The sequence below is a fragment of the Kitasatospora sp. NRRL B-11411 genome (assembly GCF_000721345.1).
Taxonomy (GTDB): Bacteria; Actinomycetota; Actinomycetes; order Streptomycetales; family Streptomycetaceae; genus Kitasatospora; species Kitasatospora cineracea.
In genome coordinates this window covers 61533-86736 of the sequence record NZ_JOGH01000041.1, presented here as the reverse complement: position 1 = coordinate 86736, position 25204 = coordinate 61533, and the positions used below count along the sequence as shown (strand labels likewise).

25 protein-coding genes are annotated in these 25204 nt (G+C 74.2%); 13 read left to right on the top strand and 12 right to left on the bottom strand.

Going from position 1 to position 25204, the window contains the following annotated elements:
* Positions 1–2 precede the first annotated feature (2 nt).
* From IH44_RS0120080 to pknB, 3 genes are all read left to right on the top strand, one after another.
* Entirely contained in the window at positions 3–794 is a 792-nt protein-coding gene (locus tag IH44_RS0120080; RefSeq protein ID WP_030461015.1) for a thiazole synthase, read from the top strand.
* Positions 795–872: 78 nt separating this feature from the next.
* Positions 873–1229 carry a hypothetical protein gene (locus IH44_RS0120075; RefSeq protein ID WP_157852403.1) on the top strand — a complete coding sequence of 119 codons (357 nt, stop codon included), beginning with the start codon at positions 873–875 and terminating at the stop codon, positions 1227–1229.
* Positions 1230–1244: 15 nt separating this feature from the next.
* Positions 1245–2981, top strand: coding sequence for a Stk1 family PASTA domain-containing Ser/Thr kinase (gene pknB, locus IH44_RS0120070; protein WP_051817090.1), 1737 nt, complete (start codon positions 1245–1247; stop codon positions 2979–2981).
* A 51-nt stretch (positions 2982–3032) separates the two neighbouring features.
* Here pknB and IH44_RS0120065 read toward each other — a convergent pair whose 3' ends face one another.
* Positions 3033–3662: a sulfite oxidase-like oxidoreductase gene (locus IH44_RS0120065; RefSeq protein WP_030461012.1), complete on the bottom strand. Its 630-nt coding sequence runs from the start codon at positions 3660–3662 to the stop codon at positions 3033–3035.
* 298 nt (positions 3663–3960) lie between these two features.
* Between IH44_RS0120065 and bfr the strand changes: the two genes are divergently transcribed.
* Positions 3961–4443, top strand: coding sequence for a bacterioferritin (bfr, locus tag IH44_RS0120060; RefSeq protein WP_030461011.1), 483 nt, complete (start codon positions 3961–3963; stop codon positions 4441–4443).
* A 42-nt stretch (positions 4444–4485) separates the two neighbouring features.
* Here bfr and IH44_RS0120055 read toward each other — a convergent pair whose 3' ends face one another.
* Both IH44_RS0120055 and IH44_RS0120050 read right to left on the bottom strand, forming a co-directional pair.
* The gene (locus IH44_RS0120055) at positions 4486–4734 is read right to left on the bottom strand and encodes a bacterioferritin-associated ferredoxin (RefSeq protein ID WP_030461010.1); all 249 of its coding nucleotides are present in this window, start codon (positions 4732–4734) and stop codon (positions 4486–4488) included.
* A gap of 131 nt (positions 4735–4865) precedes the next feature.
* Positions 4866–6197 (bottom strand): class II 3-deoxy-7-phosphoheptulonate synthase, encoded by a 1332-nt coding sequence (locus IH44_RS0120050; RefSeq protein WP_030461009.1) that lies wholly within the window; start codon positions 6195–6197, stop codon positions 4866–4868.
* A 302-nt stretch (positions 6198–6499) separates the two neighbouring features.
* On the opposite strand from IH44_RS0120050, the gene IH44_RS0120045 reads away from it, so the two are divergent.
* The 5 genes from IH44_RS0120045 to IH44_RS0120025 all read left to right on the top strand — a co-directional run bounded on the left by IH44_RS0120045 (position 6500) and on the right by IH44_RS0120025 (position 11684).
* A complete protein-coding gene (locus IH44_RS0120045) occupies positions 6500–8437 on the top strand; it encodes an anthranilate synthase family protein (RefSeq protein WP_030461008.1) in 1938 nt (645 codons plus the stop codon).
* Between the two features lie 105 nt (positions 8438–8542).
* Positions 8543–8893 carry a CU044_2847 family protein gene (locus IH44_RS47325; protein ID WP_051817089.1) on the top strand — a complete coding sequence of 117 codons (351 nt, stop codon included), beginning with the start codon at positions 8543–8545 and terminating at the stop codon, positions 8891–8893.
* On the top strand, positions 8890–9789 hold the full coding sequence (locus IH44_RS0120035) for a serine protease (protein ID WP_030461006.1): 900 nt from the start codon (positions 8890–8892) through the stop codon (positions 9787–9789). Before IH44_RS47325 ends, IH44_RS0120035 begins: the two co-directional genes overlap by 4 nt.
* A 2-nt stretch (positions 9790–9791) precedes the next feature.
* The gene (locus IH44_RS0120030) at positions 9792–10781 is read left to right on the top strand and encodes a hypothetical protein (protein WP_030461005.1); all 990 of its coding nucleotides are present in this window, start codon (positions 9792–9794) and stop codon (positions 10779–10781) included.
* Positions 10782–10790: 9 nt separating this feature from the next.
* Positions 10791–11684, top strand: a complete 894-nt coding sequence (locus IH44_RS0120025) for a transporter substrate-binding domain-containing protein (protein ID WP_030461004.1) — start codon at positions 10791–10793, stop codon at positions 11682–11684.
* Between the two features lie 13 nt (positions 11685–11697).
* On the opposite strand, the gene IH44_RS0120020 is transcribed toward IH44_RS0120025, so the two are convergent.
* The 3 genes from IH44_RS0120020 to IH44_RS0120010 all read right to left on the bottom strand — a co-directional run bounded on the left by IH44_RS0120020 (position 11698) and on the right by IH44_RS0120010 (position 14437).
* Positions 11698–12369, bottom strand: coding sequence for a response regulator transcription factor (locus IH44_RS0120020; RefSeq protein ID WP_030461003.1), 672 nt, complete (start codon positions 12367–12369; stop codon positions 11698–11700).
* Positions 12359–13471, bottom strand: a complete 1113-nt coding sequence (macS, locus tag IH44_RS0120015; RefSeq protein WP_051817094.1) for a MacS family sensor histidine kinase — start codon at positions 13469–13471, stop codon at positions 12359–12361. The genes IH44_RS0120020 and macS overlap by 11 nt, the downstream gene beginning before the upstream one ends.
* Positions 13472–13600: 129 nt before the next feature.
* The gene (locus IH44_RS0120010; RefSeq protein WP_035955720.1) at positions 13601–14437 is read right to left on the bottom strand and encodes a 1-acyl-sn-glycerol-3-phosphate acyltransferase; all 837 of its coding nucleotides are present in this window, start codon (positions 14435–14437) and stop codon (positions 13601–13603) included.
* A gap of 176 nt (positions 14438–14613) precedes the next feature.
* Here IH44_RS0120010 and IH44_RS0120005 point away from each other — a divergent pair, with 176 nt between their 5' ends.
* Positions 14614–15393 carry a carboxylesterase gene (locus IH44_RS0120005; protein WP_030461000.1) on the top strand — a complete coding sequence of 260 codons (780 nt, stop codon included), beginning with the start codon at positions 14614–14616 and terminating at the stop codon, positions 15391–15393.
* Positions 15394–15403: 10 nt separating this feature from the next.
* A complete protein-coding gene (locus IH44_RS0120000; protein ID WP_030460999.1) occupies positions 15404–16033 on the top strand; it encodes a hypothetical protein in 630 nt (209 codons plus the stop codon).
* A 51-nt stretch (positions 16034–16084) separates the two neighbouring features.
* Here IH44_RS0120000 and IH44_RS0119995 read toward each other — a convergent pair whose 3' ends face one another.
* The 5 genes from IH44_RS0119995 to IH44_RS0119975 form a co-directional block, all read right to left on the bottom strand.
* Complete coding sequence (locus IH44_RS0119995) at positions 16085–16855, bottom strand: endonuclease/exonuclease/phosphatase family protein (protein ID WP_051817088.1); 771 nt, start codon at positions 16853–16855, stop codon at positions 16085–16087.
* 160 nt (positions 16856–17015) lie between these two features.
* On the bottom strand, positions 17016–17957 hold the full coding sequence (locus tag IH44_RS0119990) for an ROK family glucokinase (protein WP_030460997.1): 942 nt from the start codon (positions 17955–17957) through the stop codon (positions 17016–17018).
* 196 nt (positions 17958–18153) lie between these two features.
* Positions 18154–18462 carry a DUF5304 family protein gene (locus IH44_RS49735; protein WP_030460996.1) on the bottom strand — a complete coding sequence of 103 codons (309 nt, stop codon included), beginning with the start codon at positions 18460–18462 and terminating at the stop codon, positions 18154–18156.
* A gap of 43 nt (positions 18463–18505) precedes the next feature.
* Positions 18506–19672, bottom strand: a complete 1167-nt coding sequence (locus IH44_RS0119980) for an ArsA family ATPase (protein ID WP_030460995.1) — start codon at positions 19670–19672, stop codon at positions 18506–18508.
* A gap of 8 nt (positions 19673–19680) precedes the next feature.
* The gene (locus tag IH44_RS0119975; RefSeq protein WP_030460994.1) at positions 19681–20112 is read right to left on the bottom strand and encodes an SRPBCC family protein; all 432 of its coding nucleotides are present in this window, start codon (positions 20110–20112) and stop codon (positions 19681–19683) included.
* Between the two features lie 247 nt (positions 20113–20359).
* On the opposite strand from IH44_RS0119975, the gene IH44_RS0119970 reads away from it, so the two are divergent.
* Positions 20360–22156, top strand: coding sequence for a long-chain fatty acid--CoA ligase (locus IH44_RS0119970; protein WP_030460993.1), 1797 nt, complete (start codon positions 20360–20362; stop codon positions 22154–22156).
* Between the two features lie 225 nt (positions 22157–22381).
* Here the strand turns inward: IH44_RS0119970 and IH44_RS0119965 are convergent, their stop codons facing one another.
* Positions 22382–23527: a glycosyltransferase family 4 protein gene (locus tag IH44_RS0119965; RefSeq protein WP_030460992.1), complete on the bottom strand. Its 1146-nt coding sequence runs from the start codon at positions 23525–23527 to the stop codon at positions 22382–22384.
* Positions 23528–23783: 256 nt separating this feature from the next.
* On the opposite strand from IH44_RS0119965, the gene IH44_RS0119960 reads away from it, so the two are divergent.
* Complete coding sequence (locus tag IH44_RS0119960) at positions 23784–25142, top strand: glycosyltransferase family 87 protein (RefSeq protein WP_051817087.1); 1359 nt, start codon at positions 23784–23786, stop codon at positions 25140–25142.
* The last annotated feature ends 62 nt before the right edge of the window (positions 25143–25204 follow it).

The window sequence follows — 25204 nt, the reverse complement described above, 5'->3', positions numbered from 1 at the left end:
CCATGGCGGACGACGCACTCGTCATCGGCGGGACCACCTTCGACTCCCGCCTGATCATGGGCACCGGCGGCGCCCCCAGCCTGGAGGTGCTGGAGCAGGCGCTGCGGGTCTCCGGCACCGAGCTGACCACGGTGGCGATGCGCCGGGTCGACACCGCCACCCAGGGCTCGGTCCTGGAGGTGCTGGCCCGCAACGGCATCCGGGTGCTGCCCAACACCGCGGGCTGCTACACCGCGGGCGAGGCGGTGCTGACCGCCCGGCTGGCCCGCGAGGCGCTCGGCACCGACTGGGTGAAGCTGGAGGTGATCGCCGACGAGCGGACCCTGCTGCCCGACCCGATCGAACTGCTGGACGCCGCCGAGACGCTGGTCGACGACGGCTTCACCGTGCTGCCGTACACCAACGACGACCCGGTGCTGGCCCGCAAGCTGGAGGACGTCGGCTGCGCGGCGATCATGCCGCTGGGCTCGCCGATCGGCTCCGGCCTGGGCATCCGCAACCCGCACAACTTCCAGCTGATCGTCGAGGCGGCGAACGTCCCGGTGGTGCTGGACGCGGGCGCGGGCACCGCCAGCGACGTCGCGCTGGCGATGGAACTCGGCTGCTCCGCCGTCATGCTGGCCTCCGCGGTGACCCGCGCCCAGGAGCCGGTGCTGATGGCGGAGGCGATGCGCAAGGCCGTCGAGGCGGGCCGGCTGGCCCACCGCGCGGGCCGGATCCCGCGCCGCTACTACGCCGAGGCGTCCTCCCCCACCGCGGGCCTGGCCGACACCCGCGAGCGCCCCGCGTTCTGACGCCCCCGGCCGCCGCGTGTCCCGGTTCGGGAACGGTTCGCCCGGCGGCCGTGCCCGGACCGCGGGCAGGCTGCCAGCATGGCAGCACCGTACGGGAACCGGGGGGGGGATCTCATGGTGGGGGCGGACGGCCGCGAGGCGGACGTGCTGGGCGCGGTGCTGGCCTGCGGCCCGGTGGTGCTGCTCGACGGCTGGGCGCTGTCCCAGTCCCTGGGCACCCGGGCGGCGGGACTGGTCCTGGTGCTGATGGTCCCGGTGCTGATCGGCGCCGGGATCGGTGCGGGCACCGCGCCGTCGGGCTCGCCGCCCTCGGTGCGGCTGCTGCGGGCCGGGATCGGCGCCCTGGCCGCGCACCTGCTGCTGGCCGCCCTGCTGCTGGTGCTGTTCGCGCTGCGCCGCCCCGCCGACAGGCCCGTCCCGATACCGAACCCCTAGACTCCTCAGGTGGACATGACCCTCGACGACCCCCTGCACGGCGTGCTGCTCGACGGCCGCTACCGGGTCGAGCAGCGGATCGCGGTGGGCGGCATGTCGACCGTCTACCGGGGCACCGACACCCGGCTGGACCGCACCGTGGCGCTGAAGGTGATGCACCCCTCGCTGGCGGGGGACGGCGAGTTCACGGCCCGCTTCATCCGGGAGGCGAAGGCGGTGGCCCGGCTCGCGCACCCGAACGTGGTGAACGTGCTGGACCAGGGCGCCGACCCGCGGGCGGTGTTCATGGCGATGGAGTACGTCCCCGGCCGCAACCTGCGCGACGTGCTGCGCGACCGCGGCGCGCTGTCGGTGCGGGCCGCGCTGGACGTGCTGGAGCCGGTGCTGGCGGCGCTCGGCGCGGCGCACCGGGCCGGGCTGGTACACCGGGACGTCAAGCCGGAGAACGTGCTGATCACCGACACCGGCATGGTGAAGGTCGCCGACTTCGGCCTGGTCCGGGTGCTGGCGGGCGCCGACTCGACGGCCGCCTCGACCACCGAGACCGGGCAGCTGCTGGGCACCGTCTCCTACCTGGCGCCGGAGCAGATCCGCCAGGAGCCCACCGACCAGCGGGTGGACGTCTACGCGACGGGCATCCTGCTGTACGAGATGCTGACCGGCGGCAAGCCGCACACCGGGGAGAACGCCGCCCAGGTGATGTACCGGCACCTGCACGAGGACGTCCCGCCGCCGTCCCGGACCGCCCCCGCGGTGGGCCCGGAGCTGGACGCGATAGTGGCCGCCGCGACCGCCCGCGACCCGCAGGCCCGCCCGTGGGACGCGGTGGAGCTGCTGGCCTCGGTGCAGCGGGCCCGCCGCTCGCTGCCCGCCGCGCAGCTGGACGCCGAGCCGCCCGCCTCGACCCGGCCCACCCCGCGCTACGGCCCGGGCGAGGCCACCGCGGTGATCGAGAAGGTCCCGGCGCTGGAGCGCACCAGCGTGCTGGAGGTCCCGCCGGAGCTGCTGCCGCCGGTGCGCCCGGTGGTGAACGACGACCCGCCGCGCGGCCGCCCGGACCGGGCCCGCGGCCGGGGCCCCGGCCGCCGGCCGGTGGTCTGGTCGGCGGTGCTGGTGGCGCTGCTGCTGCTGGTCGGCGGGGTGACGTACGCGCTGTCCAGCGCGGTGTACGCGACGGTGCCGAGCGTGCTGGGGCAGAGCCGGGAGCAGGCGTCGGCGACGCTGGACGGGCAGGGCCTGCACGGGGCGTTCAGCGAGCAGTTCAGCGAGTCGGTGCAGGCCGGCCGGGTGATCTCCACCGACCCGGGGGTGGGCGTCCGGGTCCGCAAGAGCGACCCGGTGAAGGTGGTGCTCTCGCGCGGCCCGGAGCGGGTCCAGGTCCCGGACCTGGCGGGCCGTCCGCTGGCGGACGCCACCAAGGCGCTGGGCGGGGCCCGGCTGGTGGCGGGCGGGACCACCGAGGAGTTCAGCGACACCGTGCCGAAGGGCTCGGTGATCTCCACCGAGCCGGCGGCGGGCGCCGCCCTGTCGCCGAACTCACCGGTGGCGCTGACCGTCTCGCAGGGCATGCACCCGGTGCCGGACGTCGGCGGGATGAGCAAGGAGGACGCGAGCAAGGCGATCCAGGACGCCGGGTTCGTGCCGCAGGTCGCCGGGCTGATCCCGATCGGCAAGGTCACCGGCCAGTCCCCGCAGGCGGGCACCCCGGCCCGGCAGGGCAGCACCGTGACGATCACCGTCAGCCTGTTCTAGCCCCTGCGGGGCACAGCCGTTCCGAGCGCAGCCGTTCCGGTCCGGTCGGCCTCAGCGCAGCGGGCCGTCCCCGGGCTGCTCCTGGTAGGAGTAGCGCTGCTCGCGCCACGGGTCGGCCAGGTTGTGGTAGCCGCGCTCCTCCCAGAAGCCGCGCCGGTCGGCCCGCATGTACTCGACGGCGCGCACCCACTTGGGGCCCTTCCAGGCGTACAGGTGGGGCACCACCAGGCGGACCGGGAAGCCGTGTTCGAGGGTGAGCGGGCGGCCGTCGTGGTGGGTGGCGAAGACGGTGGCCGGGTCGGCGAAGTCGGCGAGCCGCAGGTTGGCGCTGTAGCCGTACTCGGCCCAGACCATCACGTGGGTGACGGCCGGGTCGGGCGGGACGAGGTCGAGCACGGTCCGCGCGGCGACGCCGGTCCACTCGTTGCCGAGCATCGAGAACTTGGTGACGCAGTGGAAGTCGCCGCGGACGGTGGTCTTGGGCAGCGCGTGGAAGGCGGTGAAGTCCCAACTGGCCTTCTCCGCGTCGGCGGTGGCCCCGAACACCTGGAAGTCCCAGCTCTCCGGCTTGAACCGGGGCACCGGCCCGTAGTGCAGGACCGGCCAGCCGCGCTGCGGGCGCTGCCCCGGGGGGAGCCTCGGGTCAGTCGGCGGCTGCGGTTCCGATCGGTGCTGACCCATGCCTCCATGGTGACAGACGGCGGACGGCGAATCGCGCGCGCCCTCGCCGCACGCCCCCGGCGGAAATCCGACCGCCGGAGGGGGGCACCGCACCCCGAATCCGCGCGCGCGTTCGGGCCAGATACCGCCGAACGGCCTAATCGATCCGACATCACCGCAGGTCAGAGCGGTGCGAAGCGGGCGGAAATACCGCCCGCGACCGCGTCTGTAAGCGTGAACTTACTGGAAGCGCACCCGTTCAACTGCCACGATGCGGGGCATCCGGACAGCGACCGGAATGCGCACAGGAAGGCAGGCCATGCAGGGCGACCCCGAGGTCATCGAGTTCCTCAACGAGCAGTTGACCGCCGAACTCACCGCCATCAACCAGTACTTCCTGCACGCGAAGATGCAGGAGAACTTCGGCTGGACCAAGCTCGCCAAGTACACCCGGCACGAGTCCTTCGACGAGATGAAGCACGCCGAGGTGCTGACCGACCGGATCCTCTTCCTGGACGGCCTGCCGAACTACCAGCGGCTGTTCCACGTCCGGATCGGGCAGACCGTCAAGGAGATGTTCGAGGCCGACCGACAGGTCGAGGTCGAGGCGATCGACCGGCTGCGCCGCGGGATCGTGGTGATGCGCGCCAAGAACGACGTCACCTCGGCGAACATCTTCGAGTCGATCCTCGCCGACGAGGAGCACCACATCGACTACCTGGACACCCAACTGGAGCTGCTGGACAAGCTCGGCGAGGCGCTCTACATCGCGCAGCTGATCGAGCAGCCCGAGAGCAGCTGAGCCGGGAGCAGCCGAGCGGGAGCAGCCGAGCCGAGGGCTGCGTCAGGCGGCCCTGGGGGCGCCCTCCGGGGCGGCTCCCGGGTCGGCCAGGCCGAGGCGCTCGGCCAGCCGGGCGGTGGGGCAGGGGCGGGCGCCGTGCTCGCCGAGCAGCGCCTGGATGCGCCGCACGCAGGAACCGCAGTCGGTGCCGGCCCGGCAGCCCTGGGCTATCTGGCGCGGGGTGCTGGCCCCCTCGTCGATCTTCTGCTTGACCTGGGCCTCGGTGACCGCATGGCACATGCACACGTACATGTGCGGCCCCTTCCACGTTCGGTGCGGTGTACTGAGCCTTACCTTACCTGGCGCTCCGGGTACGAAGAAGGCCCCTCCGCACCGGATCGCCCGGAAACGGAGGGGCCTTCGTCACATCTGCCGCTACGGCCTCACTGGCCGCGGTACATCTCGGCGACCAGGAACGCCAGGTCCAGCGACTGGCTGCGGTTGAGCCGCGGGTCGCAGGCCGTCTCGTAGCGCTGGTGCAGGTCGTCGACCAGCACCTCGTCGCCGCCGCCGACGCACTCGGTGACGTCGTCGCCGGTCAGCTCGACGTGGATGCCGCCCGGGTGGGTGCCGAGCGCGCGGTGCACCTCGAAGAAGCCCCGGACCTCGTCCAGCACGTCGTCGAACTTGCGGGTCTTGTGGCCGCTGGAGGCCTCGTAGGTGTTGCCGTGCATCGGGTCGGTGATCCACACGACCTGGGCGCCGGACGCGGTGACCTTCTCCACCAGGGTGGGCAGGTGGTCGCGGATCTTGCCCGCGCCCATCCGGGTGATGAAGGTGAGGCGGCCGGGCTCGCGCTCCGGGTCGAGCCGGTCGATCAGGGTCAGCGCGTCGTCCACCGTGGTGGTCGGGCCGAGCTTGACGCCGATCGGGTTGCGGATCTTGGACGCGAACTCGATGTGCGCGTGGTCCAGCTGCCGGGTGCGCTCGCCGATCCACACCATGTGGCCGGAGACGTCGTACAGCTCGCCGGTGCGCGAGTCGGTGCGGGTCAGCGCCGTCTCGTAGTCCAGGATCAGCGCCTCGTGCGAGGAGAAGAACTCGACCGTCTTGAACTCCTCCGGGGCCACCCCGCAGGCGTTCATGAAGGCCAGCGCCTGGTCGATCTCCCGGGCCAGCTGCTCGTAGCGCTGCCCCGCCGGGGAGTTGCGCACGAAGTCCTGGTTCCAGGCGTGCACCTGGCGCAGGTCGGCGTAGCCGCCGGTGGTGAAGGCGCGCACCAGGTTGAGCGTCGCCGCGGAGGCGTTGTACATCCGCTTCAGGCGCTCCGGGTCCGGGATCCGGGCCTCGGCGGTGAACTCGAAGCCGTTCACCGAGTCGCCGCGGTAGGTCGGCAGGGTGACGCCGTCGCGGGTCTCGGTGCTCTTCGAGCGGGGCTTGGAGTACTGGCCGGCGATCCGGCCGACCTTCACCACCGGCACGGACGCCGCGTAGGTGAGCACCGCCGCCATCTGCAGCAGGGTCTTCAGCTTGTTGCGGATGTGGTCGGCCGACACGGCGTCGAACGCCTCGGCGCAGTCGCCGCCCTGGAGCAGGAACGCCTCACCACGCGCGACGGCCGCGAGCCGGGCGCGCAGCTGGTCGCACTCGCCGGCGAAGACGAGGGGCGGATAGGAGGCGAGCTCGGCAAGGGTCTTGCGCAGAGCCTCTTGGTCCGGCCATTCAGGCTGCTGCGCCGCGGGCAGGGACTGCCAGGAGTGGTTAGTCACGGTCACAGGGCAAGGCTACGGGTTGGCACAACCGGATTGGGGATGCCGCCCGGTGGGTGAGACAGCTCGTGGACATCCGGCCGATCCCTCCCGCCGCCGCCCGCCGGTGGGCTAAGGTCGGCTCCGTGACCGCGACGCACACCTTCTCCTGGTGGTGGGCCAGCCCGTTGGGCGGCCCACGGATCGCGCGTCCCTAGCGACGAACGACGGCCGCCCTCCGGGGCGGCCGTCGACGTGTGTGTGCAGCGTCACGGCCTCCCGGAGGCGGCGGAACCCCGCAGCAACCTCCCGGAAGGAACACCGCAGTCGTGACCACCACCACCGCCGACCTGCTCGCCCGGCTCACCGCCCCCGGCGCCCCGGCCTTCGCCCTGCTGCACCGCCGCGCCCCCCGGCTGGCCCCCGACACCGTCGAGCTGCTGATCGGCGAGGTCTCCGACCACGCGGCGCTGGCCGACCTGCCCGTCCCGGCCGGCGTCCCGGCCGGCGGCCCCCGGCACGACCTGCTGGCCCTCGTCCCGTACGCGCAGATCCGCGAACGCGGCTTCGCGGCCCGGCAGGACGGCACCCCGCTGCGGGCGCTGTCCGTCGAGGAGCAGTACGCGCTGCCGCTGGCCGGGGTGCTGGCCGCGCTGCCCGACGCGCCGGTTCGGCTGCGCGGCGGGGAGTTCGACATCGACGACGAGGAGTACGCGGAGATCGTCCGCCGGGTGATCGCCGACGAGATCGGGCGCGGCGAGGGCGCCAACTTCGTGATCCGGCGCGACTTCCGGGCCGAGCTGGCCGGGTACTCCACCGCCACCGCGCTCACCCTGTTCCGCCGCCTGCTGGAGCACGAGCGCGGCGCGTACTGGACCTTCCTGGTGCACACCGGCGACCGGGTGCTGGTCGGCGCCTCCCCCGAGGTCCACGTCCGGCAGTCCGGGGGCACCGTGGTGATGAACCCGATCTCCGGCACCTACCGCTATCCGGCCGCCGGCCCGACCGCCGAGTCGCTGCTCGAATTCCTGCACGACCCCAAGGAGTTGGAGGAGCTCACCATGGTGGTCGACGAGGAGCTGAAGATGATGTGCGCGGTCGGCGACCTCGGCGGGCAGGTGCTCGGCCCCCGGCTGAAGGAGATGTCGCACCTCGCGCACACCGAGTACGAGCTGCGCGGCCGCACCTCGCTGGACGTCCGCGAGGTGCTGCGGGAGACCATGTTCGCCGCCACCGTCACCGGCAGCCCCGTGCAGAACGCCACCCGGGTCATCGACCGCTACGAGCGCGGCGGCCGCGGCTACTACTCCGGCGCGCTCGCCCTGATCGGCCGCTCCGCCAGCGGCGGCCAGCAACTGGACTCGCCGATCTGCATCCGGGCCGCCGACATCGACCCCGCCGACGGCTCGCTGGTCGTCCGGGTCGGCGCCACCCTGGTCCGGCACTCCGACCCGCACTCCGAGGTCGCCGAGACGCACGCCAAGGCCGCCGGCGTGCTCTCCGCGATCGGCGCCCGCCCGGCCCGCTCCGCCCGGCAGAGCGCCGCCCGGCCCCGGCTCGGCGAGGACCACCGGGTGCAGGCCGCGCTCGACGCCCGCCGGGCCGGCCTGGCCCCGTTCTGGCTGCGGATGCAGCAGCCCGCCGCGCCGCTGCCCGGCGCCGATACCCTGATCGTCGACGGCGAGGACACCTTCACCGCGATGCTCGCCCACCTGCTGCGCTCGCTCGGCCACACCGTCACCGTGCTCCGCCACGACACCCCCGGCCTGCGCGAGCGGGCCGCCGCCCACCCCGGCCCGCTGGTGCTCGGTCCCGGCCCCGGCGACCCGGCCGACCCGGCCGACCCGAAGATGGCGCTGCTGCGCCCGATCGTCGCCGACGCGCTGGCCGCCGCCCGCACCGGGGCGCGCACCGCGCCGCTGCTCGCGGTCTGCCTCAGCCACCAGCTGCTCGCCGCGCAGCTCGGCCTGCCGCTGGCCCGCAAGGCCGTCCCCTACCAGGGCGCCCAGGAGAGCATCGACCTGTTCGGCACCCGCCGCACCGTCGGCTTCTACAACACCTTCACCGCCCGCTGCGACGACCAGGCCGCCGCCCGGCTGGCCGCCGAGGGCGTCGAACTCGCCCGGGACGCCCGCACCGGCGACGTGCACGCGCTGCGCGGGCCGGGCTTCGCCGGGCTGCAGTTCCACCCCGAGTCGGTGCTCACCCGGGAGGGGGTGCGGATCGTCGCCGACCTGCTGCGCACCGCCGCGGCCGTCGGCGGCTGAGACCGACCGACCGACGCATGATCCCGCCGGTTCCGGAAAGGTATGGATCTCGCCGAACCTGACTGGTATTCATGTCCTGCCGCACAGTCATGAGTTGGGGGATACATGACGTACTCGTCCGTGCCCGGCACCGTCGAGATCACCATGGACGACGGCAGCGTCCTGCACGCCGCCGTCCGACCGGGCTCCGAACGCGCCGCGGGAGACGCCGGCGCGGTCTCCGCCACCGTCGCGCACAGCCTCGGCGAAGTCCGGCGCACGGTGCGCTCGGTCGGGCGGTGGGCCCGCGAGACGGCCCGGGAGGCGGGCGACCCGGACGGCTTCGAGGTGGAGTTCGGCCTCACCCTGGGGATGAAGTCCGGCCGGCTGATCGGCGTCCTGGCCGAGGCCAGCGGCGAGGCCAGCCTGGTGGTCCGGCTGAGCTGGAAGCGGCCGGACGACCGCCCCGCCGAGTGAGCCCGTCCACCGCGCCCGCCGCGGCGGTCCGGCTCACCGACCCGGCCGGGACCTTCCTCGGCAGCGGCTTCCACCTCGGCGCGGGCCTGCTGGTCAGCTGCGCGCACGTGGTGCACGGCCGCCCGGAACTCACCGCCCGGCAGGGCGGGTCGGCCCACCCGGTGCGCGCCGTCCGGCTGTTCCCGCCCGAGCCCGGGCCCGGCGCCGCCTACCCGGAGCCGGACCTCGCCCTGCTCACCGCGCCCGGGCTGGCCGGCGCCCCGGCGGTGCCGCTGGGCGGCGCCGACCCGGCGGGCGACTCCGCCGTCCTGGTGCACGGCTTCGCGGTCAACCCGGTGACCGGCGAGGTCGGCCCGGAGTCGGCGCTGCTGGCCGTCGCCGGGCCGTCCGGACTCGGGCTGCGGGTCCAACAGGGCTGGATCCAGCGCGGGTTGAGCGGCAGCATGGCGGTCGACCGGCAGGGCCGGGTGGTCGGCGTGGTCAAGGCCACCGCGGACGGCGGCGGCCCGGCCGGCGGCTGGCTCACCCCGCTCTCCGCGCTGCTCCCGCTGCTGCCCCCGGAACTGGCCCCCGCCCCCGCCCCCGCGCCCCTGGCGGCGGTGACGGCCGGCCAGGTGGCCCGGCTGCTCGGCGCCCCCGCGCTGTTCCAGGACCCGGCGGCCCGGCTGGAGCTGGTCCAGGCGGTCGGCGAGCGGCTCGGCCCCGGCGAGGAGATCCGGGTGCCGTACCACGCGCACGCCGCCGTGCACCTGCGCGCCGTCGCCGCGGCCTGCCTGCACCACCGCCGCCCGGACCGGGCGCTGCGCGCCCTGCTCGCCGGGGCCCGCGAACTGTGCGGCCCGCACCGGGCCCTGGACGAGCTCGCCGCCCTGCTGGCCGTCGACCCGGAGGAGTGAGGATGGACCGCTGCACCTGGGAGACCCGGCAGCTGCTGGAGCGCATCCTGTCGGGCTGGCACGAGCTCGCCCCCGTCCTGCCGGACCTGGAGCAGCATCTGGCCGAGACCGTCCGGTACCCCGTCCACGTCCAGCACTACGAACTGTCGGTGTCCGCCCGCCGGATCGCCCGCTTCCTGGCCGAGGAGCACGGGCAGCCCGGCGCCGCGATCGGGCACCTGCACGACTGGCTGGTCAGCGTCACCGGCGCGCAGTTGCGCAACGACTGGGTGGCGTTCCTGGCCCGGGTCCAGGGCGCCCCCGGGCTGACCGTGCGCGAGCGGGCCGACCTGGTGGTGATCGCGGGCGTGCTGTGCTTCCCGCCGGTGACCCCGGTCCGGGCGGACGGCCGGCGGCTGGTCGAACTGGCCACCCACGCGCTGGTGATCGGCAGCCCCACCCTGCTGCTGGAGGACCTCGCCGCCCAGCAGGAGCAGGAGTTGGCGCAGCACGCCCGGGCGGCGGTGGAGAAGTCCCACCACGGCCCGCAGCCGCCCAAGGAGCCGGACCCCGGGCCGGGGCCGCGGCCGGTGCCCCGGCCCGTGCTGGCCGCCGCCGCGGTGGTGGCCCTGCTGGCCGCGGCCGGCCTGGGCACGGTGCTGCTGCTGCCGGACGGCCCGACCGTCCTGCAGGAGCAGCAGGTGATCTGGACCCGCTCCACGGTCGAGCCGAACGGCAAGGTCAGCGCGTCCGTGGACATCCCCGCGGGAGCGACCCGGCTGGACGCCCAGCTGCTGCTGGCCGACCCGGCGCCCGGCACCGGCAGCTGCCACGACCTGAAAGCCCGACTCACCACCGACCAGGGCGACGAGAGCGACTGGCAGGCTCCCGGCCAACGGGTCTCCGTCGCCGTCCCTCCCGGCCGCACCACCATGACGCTCAACCTGTGGCTGCGCGGCATGGCCGGCTGCGCCCAGCAGGTCCAGATCCAGAACGTCCGGTTCACCCGCTAGGAGACCCCCGTGCCCATCCCGCGCCCGCTCCGCCTGGCGGTCGTCCTCGCCCTGCTCGCCCCGGCCGCGGCCGGCTGCGGCGGCGGCGACGAGCCCGCGTTCAGCAGCGACCGGATCAACATCGGCTTCAAGGGCGACCGGCCCGGCATGTCCGAGTTCACCGACAAGGGCACCTACGACGGCTTCGAACCGCACCTGGCCACCATGGTCACCGGCACGATCACGGTCGGCAAGAAGCCGCTCACCTACACCGCGACGCCGGTCACCACCGCCAACTGGGAGGACGCCCTGCTCGACGGCCAGGCCAACCACAACAAGGCCGACCTGGTGATCGCCGACGTCTCCGAGCGCGACGACCTCAAGAAGGAGTACGACCTGGCCGGCCCCTACCTGCAGACCCCGCTGGGCGTGCTGCTGAAGGCCGACGATACCCGGGCGGTCGGCAAGGCCGAGGACCTCAGGGCGCTGCGGGTGTGCGTGTCGACCGGCACCACCGCCGAGGCCCAGCTGAACGAGATCGGCGGCCTGCCGCCCGTCCACGGCGAGAACCTCACCCAGTGCCTGGCCCGGGTCGACGACGGCACCGCGGACGCCGTGCTCTCCGACTACCTGGTCCTCAAGGGCGTCGCCGCCAACTCCGGCAGCAACGGCCGGCGCGCCTACCGGGTCGCCCGGGACGCGCACATCGGCAAGACCCAGTTCCTGATGATGGTCCTGCCCAAGGGCCACCAGAAGGCCTGCGAGCAGCTCCGCAAGGCGATCAACGACTACCTGCAGACCCCGGACTGGATGAACAGCCTGCGCCGCTACTTCGACTTCGCCCCGGCCGACTTCACCGACAAGGAGCTCCGCGACACCTTCCAGCCGATCACCACCTCGGCCGGCGACCGCTGCTCGGCCTGAACTCCCGCCCGGCTCAGCCGAGTTCCTCGTCCAGGCCCTGCTCGATCGCGTACCGGACCAGCTCGACCCGGTTGTGCAGCTGCAGCTTGCCCAGGGTGTTCTGGACGTGGTTCTGCACGGTGCGGTGCGAGAGCACCAGGCGGTCGGCGATCTGCCGGTAGGACAGGCCCTTGGCGACCAGCCGCAGCACCTCGGTCTCGCGCGGGGTGAGCTGCGGGGCGGCGGGCTCGGCCGGGGTGCCGGGCTCGCCAGCGAGGCGGCGGAACTCGCCGAGCACCAGGCCCGCTAGGCCGGGGGTGAACACCGGGTCGCCGACCGCGGTGCGGCGCACCGCGTCGAGCAGCTCCTCGCGGCCCGCCGACTTCACCAGGTAGCCGGTCGCGCCGGACTTCACCGCCTCCAGCACGTCCCCGTGCTCGCCGCTCGCGGACAGCACCAGCACCCGCACCGCCGGGTCGGCCTCCACCACCCGGCGGCACACCTCGGCGCCGGACAGCGACGGCAGGTTGAGGTCCAGCACCACCACCTGCGGGGTGCTGGCCCGGGCCCGGCGGACCGCCTCCTCGCCGTCCCCCGCGGTGGCGACCACCGCGAACCCGGCCTCGGCCAGGTCCCGGGCCACGCCCTCGCGCCACATCGGGTGGTCGTCCACCACCATCACCCGCACCGGCTGATCAGCCGTCATGTCCCCTCCTCGGCCACCGCAGTTCCACCTCGACGCCCTCGCCGGGTACCGAGTACAGCTCGGCGCTGCCGCCGAGGTCCAGCATCCGGCCGCGGATCGACTGCGCGACCCCCAGCCGGCCGTCGCGCTGCGCCTCGGCCAGCCGCCCGGCCGGGAAGCCGGGCCCGTCGTCGCGCACCGACACCGTCACCGCGTCCGGCTCGTCCTCGACCAGGATCCAGGCCCGGGCCGCCTCCCCCGCGTGCCGGCGGACGTTGTCCAGCGCGGCGGCCACCGCGGCGGCCAGCTCGGCCGCGGCGGCGGCGGGCAGCAGGACGGGCGTGGCGGGCGCGGCGACGGTGATCCGCTCGTCGGCGTGCCGGGAGACCAGCGGGCGCAGGTCCTGCTCGCCGTCCGGTTCGGGCTGCTCGGGCAGCCGTCCGCCGGTCATCAGGGCCCGCAGCGCCCGTTCCTGCTCGCCGGCCAGCCGGCCGAGCTCGGCGGCGTCGCCCTGCTGGCGGTGGACCAGGGCGAGCACCTGCAGCACCCCGTCGTGGATGTCCCGGGAGAGGCGCTCGCGCTCCCGGGTGGCGGCCTCCACCTGGAGCGCCCGGGTGAGCACCGCCTCGCTGGCCCGGGCCAGTTCGATCACGTAGCCGATGGCGCAGCCCGCGAGCAGCAGCAGCACGATGTTGTGCAGGTTGTCGGGGCTGACCCCGCCGTGCCCCAGGATGTTGGCCGCGCCGATCACCGCGCCGGCGAACGCGGCGGGCCGCCAGCCGCCCTTGCCCGCGAAGCCCAGCACGGTGCCGGCCGCCCAGATGGTCGGCAGGGTCGGCGCGCCCGCGTGGATCCGGGCCGGGGTGTCGATGTACCCGCTCATCACGATGCCGGTGACGGCCGCGGCCAGGTCGGTGCCCAGCACCGGCCAGGTGCACCGCTGCGGCCCGGCGAACGCCCGGGTGGAGGCCAGCGTCCACAGCGACAGCGCGCCCAGGAAGATCCAGCCGGACACCGGGTGCAGGAACTCCCGGTACGCGGTGAAGTACCGCAGCACCGCGTACGCCAGCGCGAGGACCCGGAAGTACCCCATGGCGCGCCACAGCGGCAGCTCCACCGACATCCCGCCGGCCGCCACCGCCGCCGCCACCCCGGCGGGCGCCACCGGCACGGCCGGCGCGGCCGGCCGGCGCCGCGGCGCCGCGACGGGTCTGTGGTCCTCGCTCACCCCGAGCCCCCTCGTGACGGGCCGTCAGGCCCCGGCGTCCTTCGCGTCGTCCGCGGCCGCCTTGCCGTCCGCAGCCGTCTTGCCGTCCGAACCGGCCTCCGCCTCGGCCTTGGCCGCCTTGGCCTCGGCGTCGGCCTCCGCCTTCTCGGCCTTCTGCTGCGCCTTGCGGTCGGCGTCCGCGGCCTTCTTCTCCTCGGCGAGCTGCCGCTTGGCGGCGGTCGCGTAGATGTCCACGTACTCCTGGCCGGACAGCCGCATGATCTCGTACATCACCTCGTCGGTGACCGAGCGCAGGATGAACCGGTCGTTCTCCATGCCCTGGTAGCGCGAGAAGTCGAGCGGGCGGCCGATCCGGATGCCGGGCCGGACGCCGAAGTTGGGCACCACCTGGCCGGGGGGCTGCACCTTCTCGGTGTCGATCATCGCCACCGGGATCACCGGCGCGCCGGTGGCCAGCGCGACCCGGGCCAGGCCGCCGACCTTGCCCCGGTACAGCTTGCCGTCGGGCGAGCGGGTGCCCTCCGGGTAGACGCCGAACAGCTCGCCGCGCTCGACCACCGCGATGCCGCTGCGGATCGCCGCCTCACCGGCGCCGCGGGCGCCCGAGCGGTCCACCGGCAGCTGGCCGACGCCCTTGAAGAACGCGGCGGTCAGCCGGCCCTTGATGCCGGGCGTGGTGAAGTACTCGGCCTTGGCGATGAAGGTCACCCGGCGCTTGAGCAGCGCCGGCAGGAAGAACGAGTCGGAAAACGAAAGGTGGTTGCTGGCGAGGATGGCCGGACCCTCGTCCGGGATGTTCTCCTCGCCCTCCATCCACGGCCGGAAGAAGATCCGCAGCAGCGGCGCGACGATCATCTTCATCAGTCGGTAGAACAACCGGGGCCTCCTGTGGTGCGGACCGGACGATCCTAATGCCCCCGTCTGCCGCCCGGTGCACCCGGCGAACCGCCGGTGCCCGCGCCGGGCCCCTGTACGGCGCATCGCACCCGTGGGACGATCGAGCTACCCCCACCTGCCCGCACCTCCAGGAGTCCTGCATGCCGCTGCTGCCGGGAGCCGAGCCGTACCGCCGCGCGGGCGGTCCGGTCGGTGTGCTGCTGGTCCACGGTTTCACCGGTTCACCGCAGTCCATGCGTCCGTGGGCCGAACACCTCGCCGAGGCCGGCCTGACCGTCTCCGTCCCGCTGCTGCCCGGCCACGGCACCCGCTGGCAGGACCTCCAGCCGACCCGCTGGGAGGACTGGTACGCGACCGCCGGGGCCGCCTTCGAGGAGCTCGCCGCCGACTGCGAGCAGGTCTTCGTCTGCGCGCTGTCGATGGGCGGCTCGCTGGCCCTGAAACTGGCCGCCGAGCACGGCGACCGGATCTCCGGACTGGTGCTCGTCAACCCGTCGGTGCGTTCCGACAACCCCGCGACGGTGCTCCTGCCGGTGCTGCGCCACCTGCTTCCCTCGCTCCCCGGCGTGGCCGGCGACATCGCGCTGCCCGGTGCCGCCGAGGTCGGCTACGACCGCCTGCCGCTGCACGCCGCCTGGTCACTGTCGAAGCTGTGGGAGGGCGTCCAGCAGGGAATGCCGGCGGTGACCCAGCCGGTTCTGCTGATGCACAGTCCGCAGGACCACGTGGTCTCGCCGCGCAACTCGGCGCTGGTGCTCGCCCGGATATCCTCGACCGATGTGACGGAGCTGCTGCTCGAGCGCAGCTTCCACGTGGCCACGCTGGACCACGACGCCGGTCTGATCTTCGGGGCGAGCCTCGACTTCGTCCGGCGGCTGGCCCCGGCAGCGGCGGTCGATGCCGGGAACCACTCGGGCTGAAAGGCCGAATGTGAACGAGACCAGCAAGGCGAACGACGACGAGGACCTGCCCCGCGACGAGCCGGCGGCGGCCCCCGACTCCCCCGCCCCGGCCGCCGGGGCCGACGGGGGCGCGCCCGCTCCGGCGCCGCGCCGCCCCGCCGCGGGCAGCCAGGCCGAACAGGACGCCATCTTCGCCGCGCTGGTCGCCCAGTTCGACGACCCGGTCGACCTCACCGACCCGGCCTGGCCCGAGGTGGAGAACCTGCGCGCCCAGCACGAGCGCGGCGAGCGGCCCCGGCCGACCGCGCCCGCCGCCGGCAGCGGCGGCCTGGGCGACTTCACCCCGCGCCCGGTGCCCCGCCCGGGTGACGGTCCGCGCGACTTCACCCCCGCCGAGGACCCGGACGAGGGCCACTTCGTCCCGCCGGAGCCCCCGCCGCTGCCCGCCGCCGACACCACCGCCAAGTTCGCCTGGCTGGCCGTCCTGGGCGGCCCCGCGCTGCTGCTGTTCGACGCGGTGGTGTGGCGCGAGGTCTCCGGCTGGCCCGCCTGGGTCGGCATCCTGTCCTTCCTGGGCGGCTTCGGCACCCTGGTGGCCCGGATGAAGGACCGCGACGAGGACGAGCCGGAGGACCCGAACGGCGGCGCCGTCGTCTGAACGCCCGCCGCCCGCCCGGGGGTTGACGACAGACCCTAGGGCTGAGAGTCCCTAGGGCTGCGGGTCCGGGGCCGGGACGCGCAGCGCGGCCAGCACCGGCAGGTGGTCGGTGGCCGCCCGCAGGTCCGCCGCCGTGACGCCCGGCAGCGGGTACGGCACCCCGCAGCCCAGCACCTCGACGTCCGGCGTGGCGAACACCCCGTCGATCCGCTGGTAGGGCTGCGCGGGCACCGAGGTGTACGTCCCGCCCCAGGGCGCCGCGGCGTGCGCGTCGGTCAGTTCCGCCGCGAGGCCGCGCCAACCCGGGCCCTCCGGCGGCTCGTTGAAGTCTCCGGCGATCACTCCCGGTTCGCCCGGCCGCAGTTGGCCCCGCAGCAGGCCGAACTGCCGCAGCCGCTCGGCGGGTTCGAGGCTCAGGTGGCAGCTGGTCACCGAGAACGGGCGGCTTCCGCCGATCCGCAGCAGCGCGCTCGCGAAGCCGCGCGCGTGCAGCCCGCGGGTCTTGGGCAGCAGCACGTCCCGCAGCTCCAGCAGGTCCACCCGCAGGTTGCCCAGCAGCAGCGGCCCCGCCGCCACCCGCCCGCCGCCGGCCAGGATCACCAGGCCGGTCCGGTGCGCCAGCCAGGCCGCCGCCTTCTCGGTCTTCCAGTACCGGGGCGACTCCTGCACGCACACCACGTCCGGTTCGCAGGCCCGGATCACCCGGGCCACCGCGGCCCGGTCGTCCCGCAGCGACCGCACGTTGTAACTCAGCACCCGCACCCGGCGCGCCCCGTCCGGCTCCGCCCCGGACGACGCCAACGCAACCTCAGTGTCCGTCACCTGACCGACAGTAACAGGGATGGGGCGGCGGTTGGTTGAGGAAGCGTGCAGCGGCCGGGAGGCCGTGCCGCAGCACGCGACCGGGGCGCGGGGAGCGGCGCGCGGCGGGCGTCACCGCCCGGCCCGTGCCGTTCCCCGCGCCCCGGTCGGGCGCCCGTCGTCAGATCCGGGCCAGGTCCGCCGCGCCCGCGATGCCGGACGCCGAGCCCATCGACGCCAGCACCACGTGGGCGCGGGGCCGGGCCGGGCCGCCGGTCAGGTACTTCTCGAAGCTCGCCGCGACCGGGTCGAGCAGCAGGTTGCCGGAGTCCGAGACGCCGCCGCCGAGGACGAAGACGGCCGGGTCGAACAGCGCGGCGAGGTCGGCCATGCCGCGGCCGAGCCAGTCGGCGAGCTCCGCGTAGCAGGACAGCGCCAGCGGGTCGCCCTCCTCGGCGGCCTCGGTGATGTGGATGCCGCGGATGGTCTCGGCGACGCCGTCGTTGAGGTCGAGCATCCGCTTGCCGGCGATCGGGTCGGCGGCGGCGCGCTCGCGGCCGTAGCGGCGCAGGGCGCGGCCGGAGCCGTACTGCTCCCAGCAGCCGTGGCCGCCGCAGCCGCACTCCAGGCCGTCGGGGACCATGTTGAGGTGGCCGATCTCGCCGGCCACGCCGAACCGGCCGCGGTGCAGCCGGCCGTCGAGGACGATGCCGCCGCCGATGCCGGTGCCGACGGTGATCAGGACCATGTCCTCGTACTCGGCGGCGGCACCGAACCGGAACTCGGCCCAGGCGGCGCAGTTGGCGTCGTTCTCGACGACGGTCTCCAGGCCGGTGAGCTCCTCGACCCGCTGCTTGAGGGGCTCGTTCTCCCAGGCGATGTTCGGCGCCATCAGGACGGTGGAGCGGTCCCGGTTGACGAACCCGGGCGCGCCGACGCCGACCGCCGCGACGTCGGGGAACTGCTCCTTCAACTCCCGTACGCCCTGGGCGATGGCGTCGACCGCCCACTGGGGGTCGGCCGGGGTCGGCACCCGGGTCTTGGCCAGAATCTCGCCGGACTCGTCGACCACGCCTGCTGCGATCTTGGTACCGCCGACGTCCACGCCGATGGTCAGAGCCATGTGTCCCTCAGCTATTCACTCGTTCCCGCTCAGCGGAACCGTACCCGCTGAGGGGTACCCACGTATACAGCCAGGCGTACATTATTCGAAGGCAATTGCCGACCCATTGGTCATGGTGCCTTCAGAAGTCATACCAACGGTACCGTTCGGTAATGAGTTTTCATCGTAGCGTGACGACGATATTCGACCGCCTTAACTACTTGTCGGAGGGCCCGTCGGCCCCGTCCAGGTCCACCCGTTCGGTCCCGGCGTGTTGGGGCGCGGACCAGCTCCGCTCGTGGCCGGCCACCGCGGCCCGGTAGGCGGCCAGCAGCTCACCGCCCGCGGCGGCGAGGTGGCCGTACACCTCGGGGTTCGACTCGCGCAGCCGGCCGCCGAACTCCACGGCCTTGCCGCCCAGTGCGGTGGCGAACCTCCGCACCTCCTCCACCAGCGGCGCGAACTCCCCCGCCCCGGACGGCCGTTCCCGCTCCTGCCGCTCCGCGTCCTGCTGTTCCGTGCTCACCGCGCCACTCCCTCTCTTCTCCGGCGTTCTTCCCCGGTCCCGTCTACCCGCGCGGCCACAGCGCGGGATCGGGCGTGAACCGCACCGACAGCACCCCGTCCGCCAGTCCGGCCCCGCTGACCGTGCAACGGCGCAGACCGGACGGGAGTGCCAGGACCCGCCGGTAACCTCCGACGCCGAGCACCAACTCGTCGCCGCGGCGCAGCAGTTCGAGCTCGCCCCGGTCGGCGCCGGGCAGCGGCAGGTGCCAGACCAACCGGTTCTCCTCGGCCAGCCGGTCCTCGACCCGGGGCTCGGCCGGGGCGGGCGGCCGGGGCGCGCCGGCCGCGTAGAGCCGCTCGGCGAGCGCCTCCAGGTCGCCGTCGGGCTGCCGGGCGACCAGCACCGGCGCCCCGCCGACCTGCTCGGCGACGGCGGCCAGCTGCTCGTCCTGCCGGGCGGCCGCGGCGGCCAGCCAGGGGTCGGCGGAGCCGGTCGCGGCGGCGGGCAGCGCGCCGTGCGCGACCACCGCGTCCAGCGGGAGGCCGTGCAGCGCCAGCCCGGCCCGGATCCGGGCCAGCGCGCGCGGCGCCGGGCGGGCGGCGTCCAGCACCAGGCGGACGGTGGTGCCGGGCGCGGTGATCGCGGCGGCCGCCTCGGCGAGCGCGGCGGACGCGGCGGCCCGGGCCTCGAACAGCTTGTCGGTGGGCATCGGGACGCCGGCCAGGCCCGCCAGCAGCGGGCGCAGCGCCCGGGCGGCCTGCCGCTGCTCGGGCAGCAGCCGGGCCAGGTAGCGCTCCAGCTGGGCGGGCAGCGCCAGGGTGGCGATCAGCTCGGCGGGCGGCGGGGCGGCGACCACCAGCACCTCGGCCTTGGCCCGGGGCAGCGCCCGCAGCAGGGCGAGGGCGCGGGTGCCGGGCAGCGGGGCGAGCTCGTCGGGGTCCAGCGGCTGGGCGCCGATCAGGTCGAGCGCGGGGGCGAGCCGGTCGCGGTAGCCGTCGAGGGCGGCCCGGAAGGCGGCCTGCTCGTCGAGCCGGACGGCGGCCAGGTGCCGCTCCAGGTCGACCGGTTCGGGCCCGAGCCGGACGCCGAGCAGGTCGTCCACGGCGCGGTGCGGGTCGTCGGCGGCCAGCAGCAGGGTGTCGCTGCCCTGCCGGGCGTGGTGCAGGGCGGTGGCGGCGGCGATCCGGCCGGACTCCGGGCCGCTGACCAGTACGGTGCGGGTGGCCACGAGCCGGGTCAGCCCTCGACGCGCTTCTTCAGGCCGGCCAGCGCCCGGTCGATGATGACCTTCTCGGCCTTGCGCTTGATCATGCCGAGCATCGGGATCTTGACGTCCACGGCCAGCTGGTAGGTGACCTCGGTGCCCTTCCCGGCGGGGGCGAGCGCGTAGGAGCCGTCCAGGGAGCGCAGCATCTGGCTGCTGACCAGCGTCCAGCTGACCACCCGGTCGCCGTCCCAGGTGTAGGCGAGGGTGTGCTCGTCGCGGATCGCCCCGGCGTCCAGCAGCAGCCGGACCTTGGCGGCGCGGCCGTCGGGGCCGGTCTCCAGGACGTCGATCTCCTTCACCTCGCCGGTCCACTCCGGGTAGGCGGCGAAGTCGGCGATCACCGCCATGACCTCGGCCGGGGTGGCGTCGATGACAATGCTCGACCTGGTGTGCTCCGCCATTGCGGCCTCCGCGATCTCCCTGTGCTGCTGTACGCCCAGCAGAGGCTATCGCGGGCGGGACCGCGCGCTTCCCGCGCGGGCACCTACCGGCGGGTCACCTCCGCGCTGCCGTAGGGTGCGAATCGGCCCGCCGCACTTCCGACCTGCGGTGTGACGATCGGAACACCGGGGCCGACCCCCCTGGCCGAACCCGCCTACCCGGCAGTAACGTCCAGTCGTCCCGCAGCGTCGCAGACGAGGAGCAGTCTTGCTCGACGAGTTCAGCCTTCCGGCCCGCTACCAGGTCCCGAGCGACGGCAACCTCGCCGACCTGGTCCACCAGAACGCGGAGCGCCACCCGGGCGTCGCTGTGCTCAGCCGCAAGTCCGCCGGGCAGTGGCAGGACCTCACCGCCGCACAGTTCCTCGCCGAGGTGCACGCCGTCGCCAAGGGCCTGATCGCCACCGGCGTCGGCCCCGGCGACCGGGTCGCCGTGATGTCCCGCACCCGCTACGAGTGGACGCTGCTCGACTTCGCGATCTGGACCGCCGGCGCGATCACCGTCCCGGTGTACGAGACCTCCTCCGCCGAGCAGGTGCAGTGGATCCTCGGCGACTCCGGCGCGCTCGCCGTCGTCACCGAGACCGACCAGCACGCCGCCGTGGTCGAGCAGGTCCGCGGCGAACTGCCGGAGCTCAAGCACACCTGGCAGATCGAGCGGGGCGGCATCGCCGAACTGACCCGGACCGGCGCCGGCGTCGACGACGCGGTCGTCGCCGAACGCCGGCGGCTGGCCCGGCCGGACTCGATCGCCACCATCGTCTACACCTCCGGCACCACCGGCCGCCCCAAGGGCTGTCAGCTCACCCACGGCAACTTCCTCGCCGAACTGGGCAACGTCACCGCCCGGATGCCCGAGCTGTTCCGCACCGGCGAGTCCTCCGTCCTGCTCTTCCTGCCGCTGGCCCACGTGCTCGGCCGGATCGCCGAGATCGCCGCCGTCATCGCCCCGGTCAAGCTCGGCCACGTCTCCGACATCAAGAACGTCACCGCGGAACTCGGCTCCTTCCGGCCGACCCTGATCCTCGGCGTCCCCAGAGTGTTCGAGAAGGTCTACAACACCGCCCGCGCCAAGGCCCAGTCCGACGGCAAGGGCAGGATCTTCGACCGCGCCGCCGACACCGCCGTCGCCTACAGCCGGGCCCTCGACGCCGGCGGCCCCTCGCTCGGCCTGCGGATCCGCCACGCCGTCTTCGACAAGCTGGTCTACAGCAAGCTCCGGGCCGCCCTCGGCGGCCGCTGCAAGACCGCCATCTCCGGCGGCGCCCCGCTCGGCGAGCGGCTCGGCCACTTCTACCGCGGCATCGGCTTCTCCGTCCTGGAGGGCTACGGCCTCACCGAGTCCTGCGCCGCCACCGCCTTCAACCCCAACGACAAGCCCAAGATCGGCACCGTCGGCCAGCCGCTGCCCGGCTCCGCGATCCGGATCGCCGAGGACGGCGAGGTCCTGCTCAAGGGCCCGCAGATCTTCACCGGCTACTGGAACAACCCCGCCGCCACCGCCGACGCCCTGCAGGACGGCTGGTTCGCCACCGGCGACCTCGGCTCCCTCGACGACGAGGGCTACCTCACCATCACCGGCCGCAAGAAGGAGATCATCGTCACCGCCGGCGGCAAGAACGTCGCCCCCGCCGTGATCGAGGACCGCATCCGCGCCCACGCGATCGTCGGCGAGGTCATGGTGGTCGGCGACCGCAAGCCCTTCATCGCCTGCCTGGTCACCGTCGACGACGAGTTCTTCCCCCGCTGGAAGGCCCTCAACAACAAGCCCGCCGACGCCACCGTCGAACAGCTCCGCGACGACCCCGACCTGCTCGCCGCCGTCCAGGCCGCCGTCGACGACGGCAACCAGGCCGTCTCGCACGCCGAGGCCGTCAAGAAGTTCCGCCTCCTCACCACCACCTTCACCGAGGCCGGCGGCCACCTCACCCCCTCCCTCAAGCTCAAGCGCAACGTCGTCCTCAAGGACTTCGCCGCCGAGATCGAGAGCCTCTACACCCGCTAGGGGCCCACCCGAGCGACATCAGGGGCGCCGGGAAGAACTGCCGCGCCAGGCCCTGCGCAAGCAGGGGCGCGGGGAACTGCGCGGCCAACCGAGCACCCACAGCCAGATCGCCTCGTAGGACAGCGTGTTGCACTATCCCGCGACCGCACCGACGTGCGACTCCCGCCGCGCGCAGTTCCCCGCGCCCCTGCTTTCGCACCATCCCGCCCGCGTCCCGCGCCCGCCCTACCGCTCCGGCGACAGCAACCCCGTCAGCCGCTCCGCGAGCATGTCCCAGCGCCAGGCCTCGTGCACCCACTTGCGCCCGGCCTCGCCCATCTCGCGTCGCAGACCCTCGTCGCCGAGCAGCCGCACCAGCCGCTGCGCCAGCAGCTCCTCGCCGCCCTCGCCCGGCACCACGTACCCGGTCTCGCCCTCGCGGACGGCGTCCGGCGCCCCGCCCGAGTCCCCGGCGACCACCGGCAGTCCGGTCGCGGAGGCCTCCAGGTAGACGATGCCGAGGCCCTCGACGTCCAGCCCGCCCCGCCGGGTGCGGCAGGGCATGGCGAAGACGTCGCCGGCCCCGTAGTGCGCGGGGAGCTCCTCCCAGGGGACGGCGCCGGTGAAGACCACCGAGGAGCGGACGCCCACCGTGTCGACGAGCTTCTCCAGCTCCGCCCGGTACGGCCCGCCGCCGACGATCAGCAGCACCGCGTCGGGCTGGACGGCCAGCACCCGCGGGAGGGCCCGGATCAGGGTGTCCTGCCCCTTGCGCGGCACCAGCCGCGACACGCACACCACCACCGGCCGCTCGCTGAGCCCGAGCCGGGCCCGGACGGCGTCGCCCCCGGAGTCCGGCCGGAAGGTGGACTCGTCGACGCCGGGCGGCAGTTGGACCATCCGCGCGGCGGCGGCCGGGCCGACCGCGCGGGCGATCCGGGAGCGGGTGTACTCGCCGAGGTAGGTGAGCACGTCGGTGCCGGCCCCGATCCGGCGCAGCAGCTGTGCGGAGAGCGGCAGTTGGGCCCAGGCGGCCTCGTGGCCGTGGGTCATGCCGAGCAGCCGCCCGGCGCCGGCCCGGCGCAGCGCGGGGGCCATCAGCCCGAGCGGGGCGGCGGCGCCGAACCAGACCGAGGTGCAGCCCTCGGCGCGGAGGATCTCCGCGGCCCGGCGGGTGACCCGCGGGGTGGGGACCATCATCCTGGTCCGGTCGCGGATCACCCGGAAGGGCTGCTGGGCGTCGAACTCGGCGACCTCCCGGCCGTCCTTCCAGGTGGAGGCGTACACCACGACGGACCCGGCGGGCTGCCGGACGGCCATGTTGTGGACGAACGCCTGGATGCCGCCGGGCCTGGGCGGGAAGTCGTTGGTGACGATGAGGGTCTTGTGCATTGCCGCGGCTCGCTCGGTCGGGGGGTGCTCGGACTACCTGTGAGTGGTCCGTACGATAGGTCACCGTGCCCGTTCGCCGGGAACGCGGCCCGGGCCCGGCCGGAGCGCCGGCCGCCCCGCCGCCCCGGGCGGTTCGGACACGGTTCGGTGACGCCGGTGGCGCCGCCGCAACCGTTCGGGCCCGGCGGCGGTCCTTCCGGTGAGGGCCCCGTCCGTCCGGTGTTCCGGCGTGCACGCGACGACCTGAAGGAGCGCAGTGGAGTCAGCCCAGGCCGAGAGGTCCGGTGGCGCGGAGCCGTCGGCGCCGTCGTCCCCGGCCGGTGCCGCGCCGAGCCGCCGTCCGCTGTGGGCGCTGGCCGCCGGCTGGGTGGCGACCCGGGCGCTGATCGTCCTGATGGCGCTCAACGTGCTGCGGATCGGCGACGTCAGCTCCGACATCTCGGTGATCTACCACAGCTGGTACGAGGTGCTGCGCACCGGCACCTTCCCGCTGGACGACGTGACCTGGCAGTACCCGCCGGGCGCGGCGCTGGTGATCCTGCTGCCGGGGCTGCTGCCCTGGTCGTACCTGGTGTCGTTCTTCGTGATCTGCGGGGTGGTGGACGCGGCCGCGATGGCGCTGCTGATGCGCGCGGGCGTCCGCCGGGGCCGCAGCTACCTGGGCGGCTGGTACTGGGTGGCGGGCGTGCCGCTGCTGGGGCCGACGGCGTACTGCCGCTACGACATCATCGTGACGGCGCTGGCGGTCGCGGGCCTGCTGGTGATGCTGCGGCGGCCGGCGCTGAGCGGGGTGCTGCTGGGCCTGGGCGGGCTGCTGAAGGTGTGGCCGCTGCTGGCGCTGATCGGTTCGCCGCGCGGCCGGCGGACCAGGCGGGCGTGGACCTCGGCGGTGGCGTTCGCGGCCGCGCTGGGCTTCCTGCTGACGGCGGGCATGAACGGGGCGTTCGAGTTCCTGAAGTTCCAGTCGGAGCGCGGCATCGAGATCGAGTCGGTGGGCGCTCTGCCGCTGCACTTCGCCCGGCTGGCGGGGTCCTGGCACGGCACCGTGACGATGAACTACGGCTCGACGGAGTTCCTCGGGCCGTGGGTGCCGGTGATCTCCAAGGTGATGGTCGGGCTGTCGGTGCTGGGCTTCGGCTGGCTGCTGGTGTGGCGGCTGCGGGCGGCCCGCTGGACGGCGGCGACCACCTTCGACGCGGCGCTGTGCGCGCTGCTGATCTTCGTCACGACCAGCCGGGTGATCTCCCCGCAGTACCTGATCTGGGTGGTCGGCCTGGTCGCGGTCTGCCTGACGGTGCGCGGCAGCAGCCAGCGGCCGGTGGCGGTGCCGGTGCTGGTGGCGGCGGCGCTGACCACGCTGGAGTTCCCGGTGATGTTCGGCGCGGTGAACCACAGCCAGCTGAGCGGCATCCTGGTGCTGACCGCCCGCAACCTGCTGCTGGTGGTGTGCACGGTGCTGTCGGCGTACCGGCTGTGGCGCTCGACCCGGCACCGGGAGGCGCTGACCACGGTGGTGCTGCCGGCCGGGCAGGCCACCCCGCAGTACCCGGTGCGGCCGGGCATCGCCTACGAGCAGGACCTGCTGGACGAGCTGACCCCGGCCGACCGCCCCTGACCTCCGGCTCCGTCCTCCGGAGGCGCTCCGACTCCCCCGAAGCACCCTTGCAAGTTTCTGAA

Excerpts from the sequence above, each read along its gene's own strand:
- IH44_RS47325 (WP_051817089.1), top strand. The coding sequence starts at position 8,543 with ATGACGTACTCGTCCGTGCCCGGCACCGTCGAGATCACCATGGACGAC.
- IH44_RS0120005 (WP_030461000.1), top strand. The coding sequence starts at position 14,614 with ATGCCGCTGCTGCCGGGAGCCGAGCCGTACCGCCGCGCGGGCGGTCCG.
- bfr (WP_030461011.1), top strand. The coding sequence starts at position 3,961 with ATGCAGGGCGACCCCGAGGTCATCGAGTTCCTCAACGAGCAGTTGACC.
- pknB (WP_051817090.1), top strand. The coding sequence starts at position 1,245 with ATGACCCTCGACGACCCCCTGCACGGCGTGCTGCTCGACGGCCGCTAC.
- IH44_RS0120010 (WP_035955720.1), bottom strand. The coding sequence starts at position 14,437 with ATGAAGATGATCGTCGCGCCGCTGCTGCGGATCTTCTTCCGGCCGTGG.
- IH44_RS0120055 (WP_030461010.1), bottom strand. The coding sequence starts at position 4,734 with ATGTACGTGTGCATGTGCCATGCGGTCACCGAGGCCCAGGTCAAGCAG.
- IH44_RS0120065 (WP_030461012.1), bottom strand. The coding sequence starts at position 3,662 with ATGGGTCAGCACCGATCGGAACCGCAGCCGCCGACTGACCCGAGGCTC.
- IH44_RS0119965 (WP_030460992.1), bottom strand. The coding sequence starts at position 23,527 with ATGCACAAGACCCTCATCGTCACCAACGACTTCCCGCCCAGGCCCGGC.
- IH44_RS0119975 (WP_030460994.1), bottom strand. The coding sequence starts at position 20,112 with ATGGCGGAGCACACCAGGTCGAGCATTGTCATCGACGCCACCCCGGCC.
- macS (WP_051817094.1), bottom strand. The coding sequence starts at position 13,471 with ATGTCGGTGGAGCTGCCGCTGTGGCGCGCCATGGGGTACTTCCGGGTC.
- IH44_RS0120075 (WP_157852403.1), top strand. The coding sequence starts at position 873 with ATGGCAGCACCGTACGGGAACCGGGGGGGGGATCTCATGGTGGGGGCG.
- IH44_RS0119990 (WP_030460997.1), bottom strand. The coding sequence starts at position 17,957 with ATGGCTCTGACCATCGGCGTGGACGTCGGCGGTACCAAGATCGCAGCA.
- IH44_RS0120020 (WP_030461003.1), bottom strand. The coding sequence starts at position 12,369 with ATGACGGCTGATCAGCCGGTGCGGGTGATGGTGGTGGACGACCACCCG.
- IH44_RS0120080 (WP_030461015.1), top strand. The coding sequence starts at position 3 with ATGGCGGACGACGCACTCGTCATCGGCGGGACCACCTTCGACTCCCGC.
- IH44_RS0120030 (WP_030461005.1), top strand. The coding sequence starts at position 9,792 with ATGGACCGCTGCACCTGGGAGACCCGGCAGCTGCTGGAGCGCATCCTG.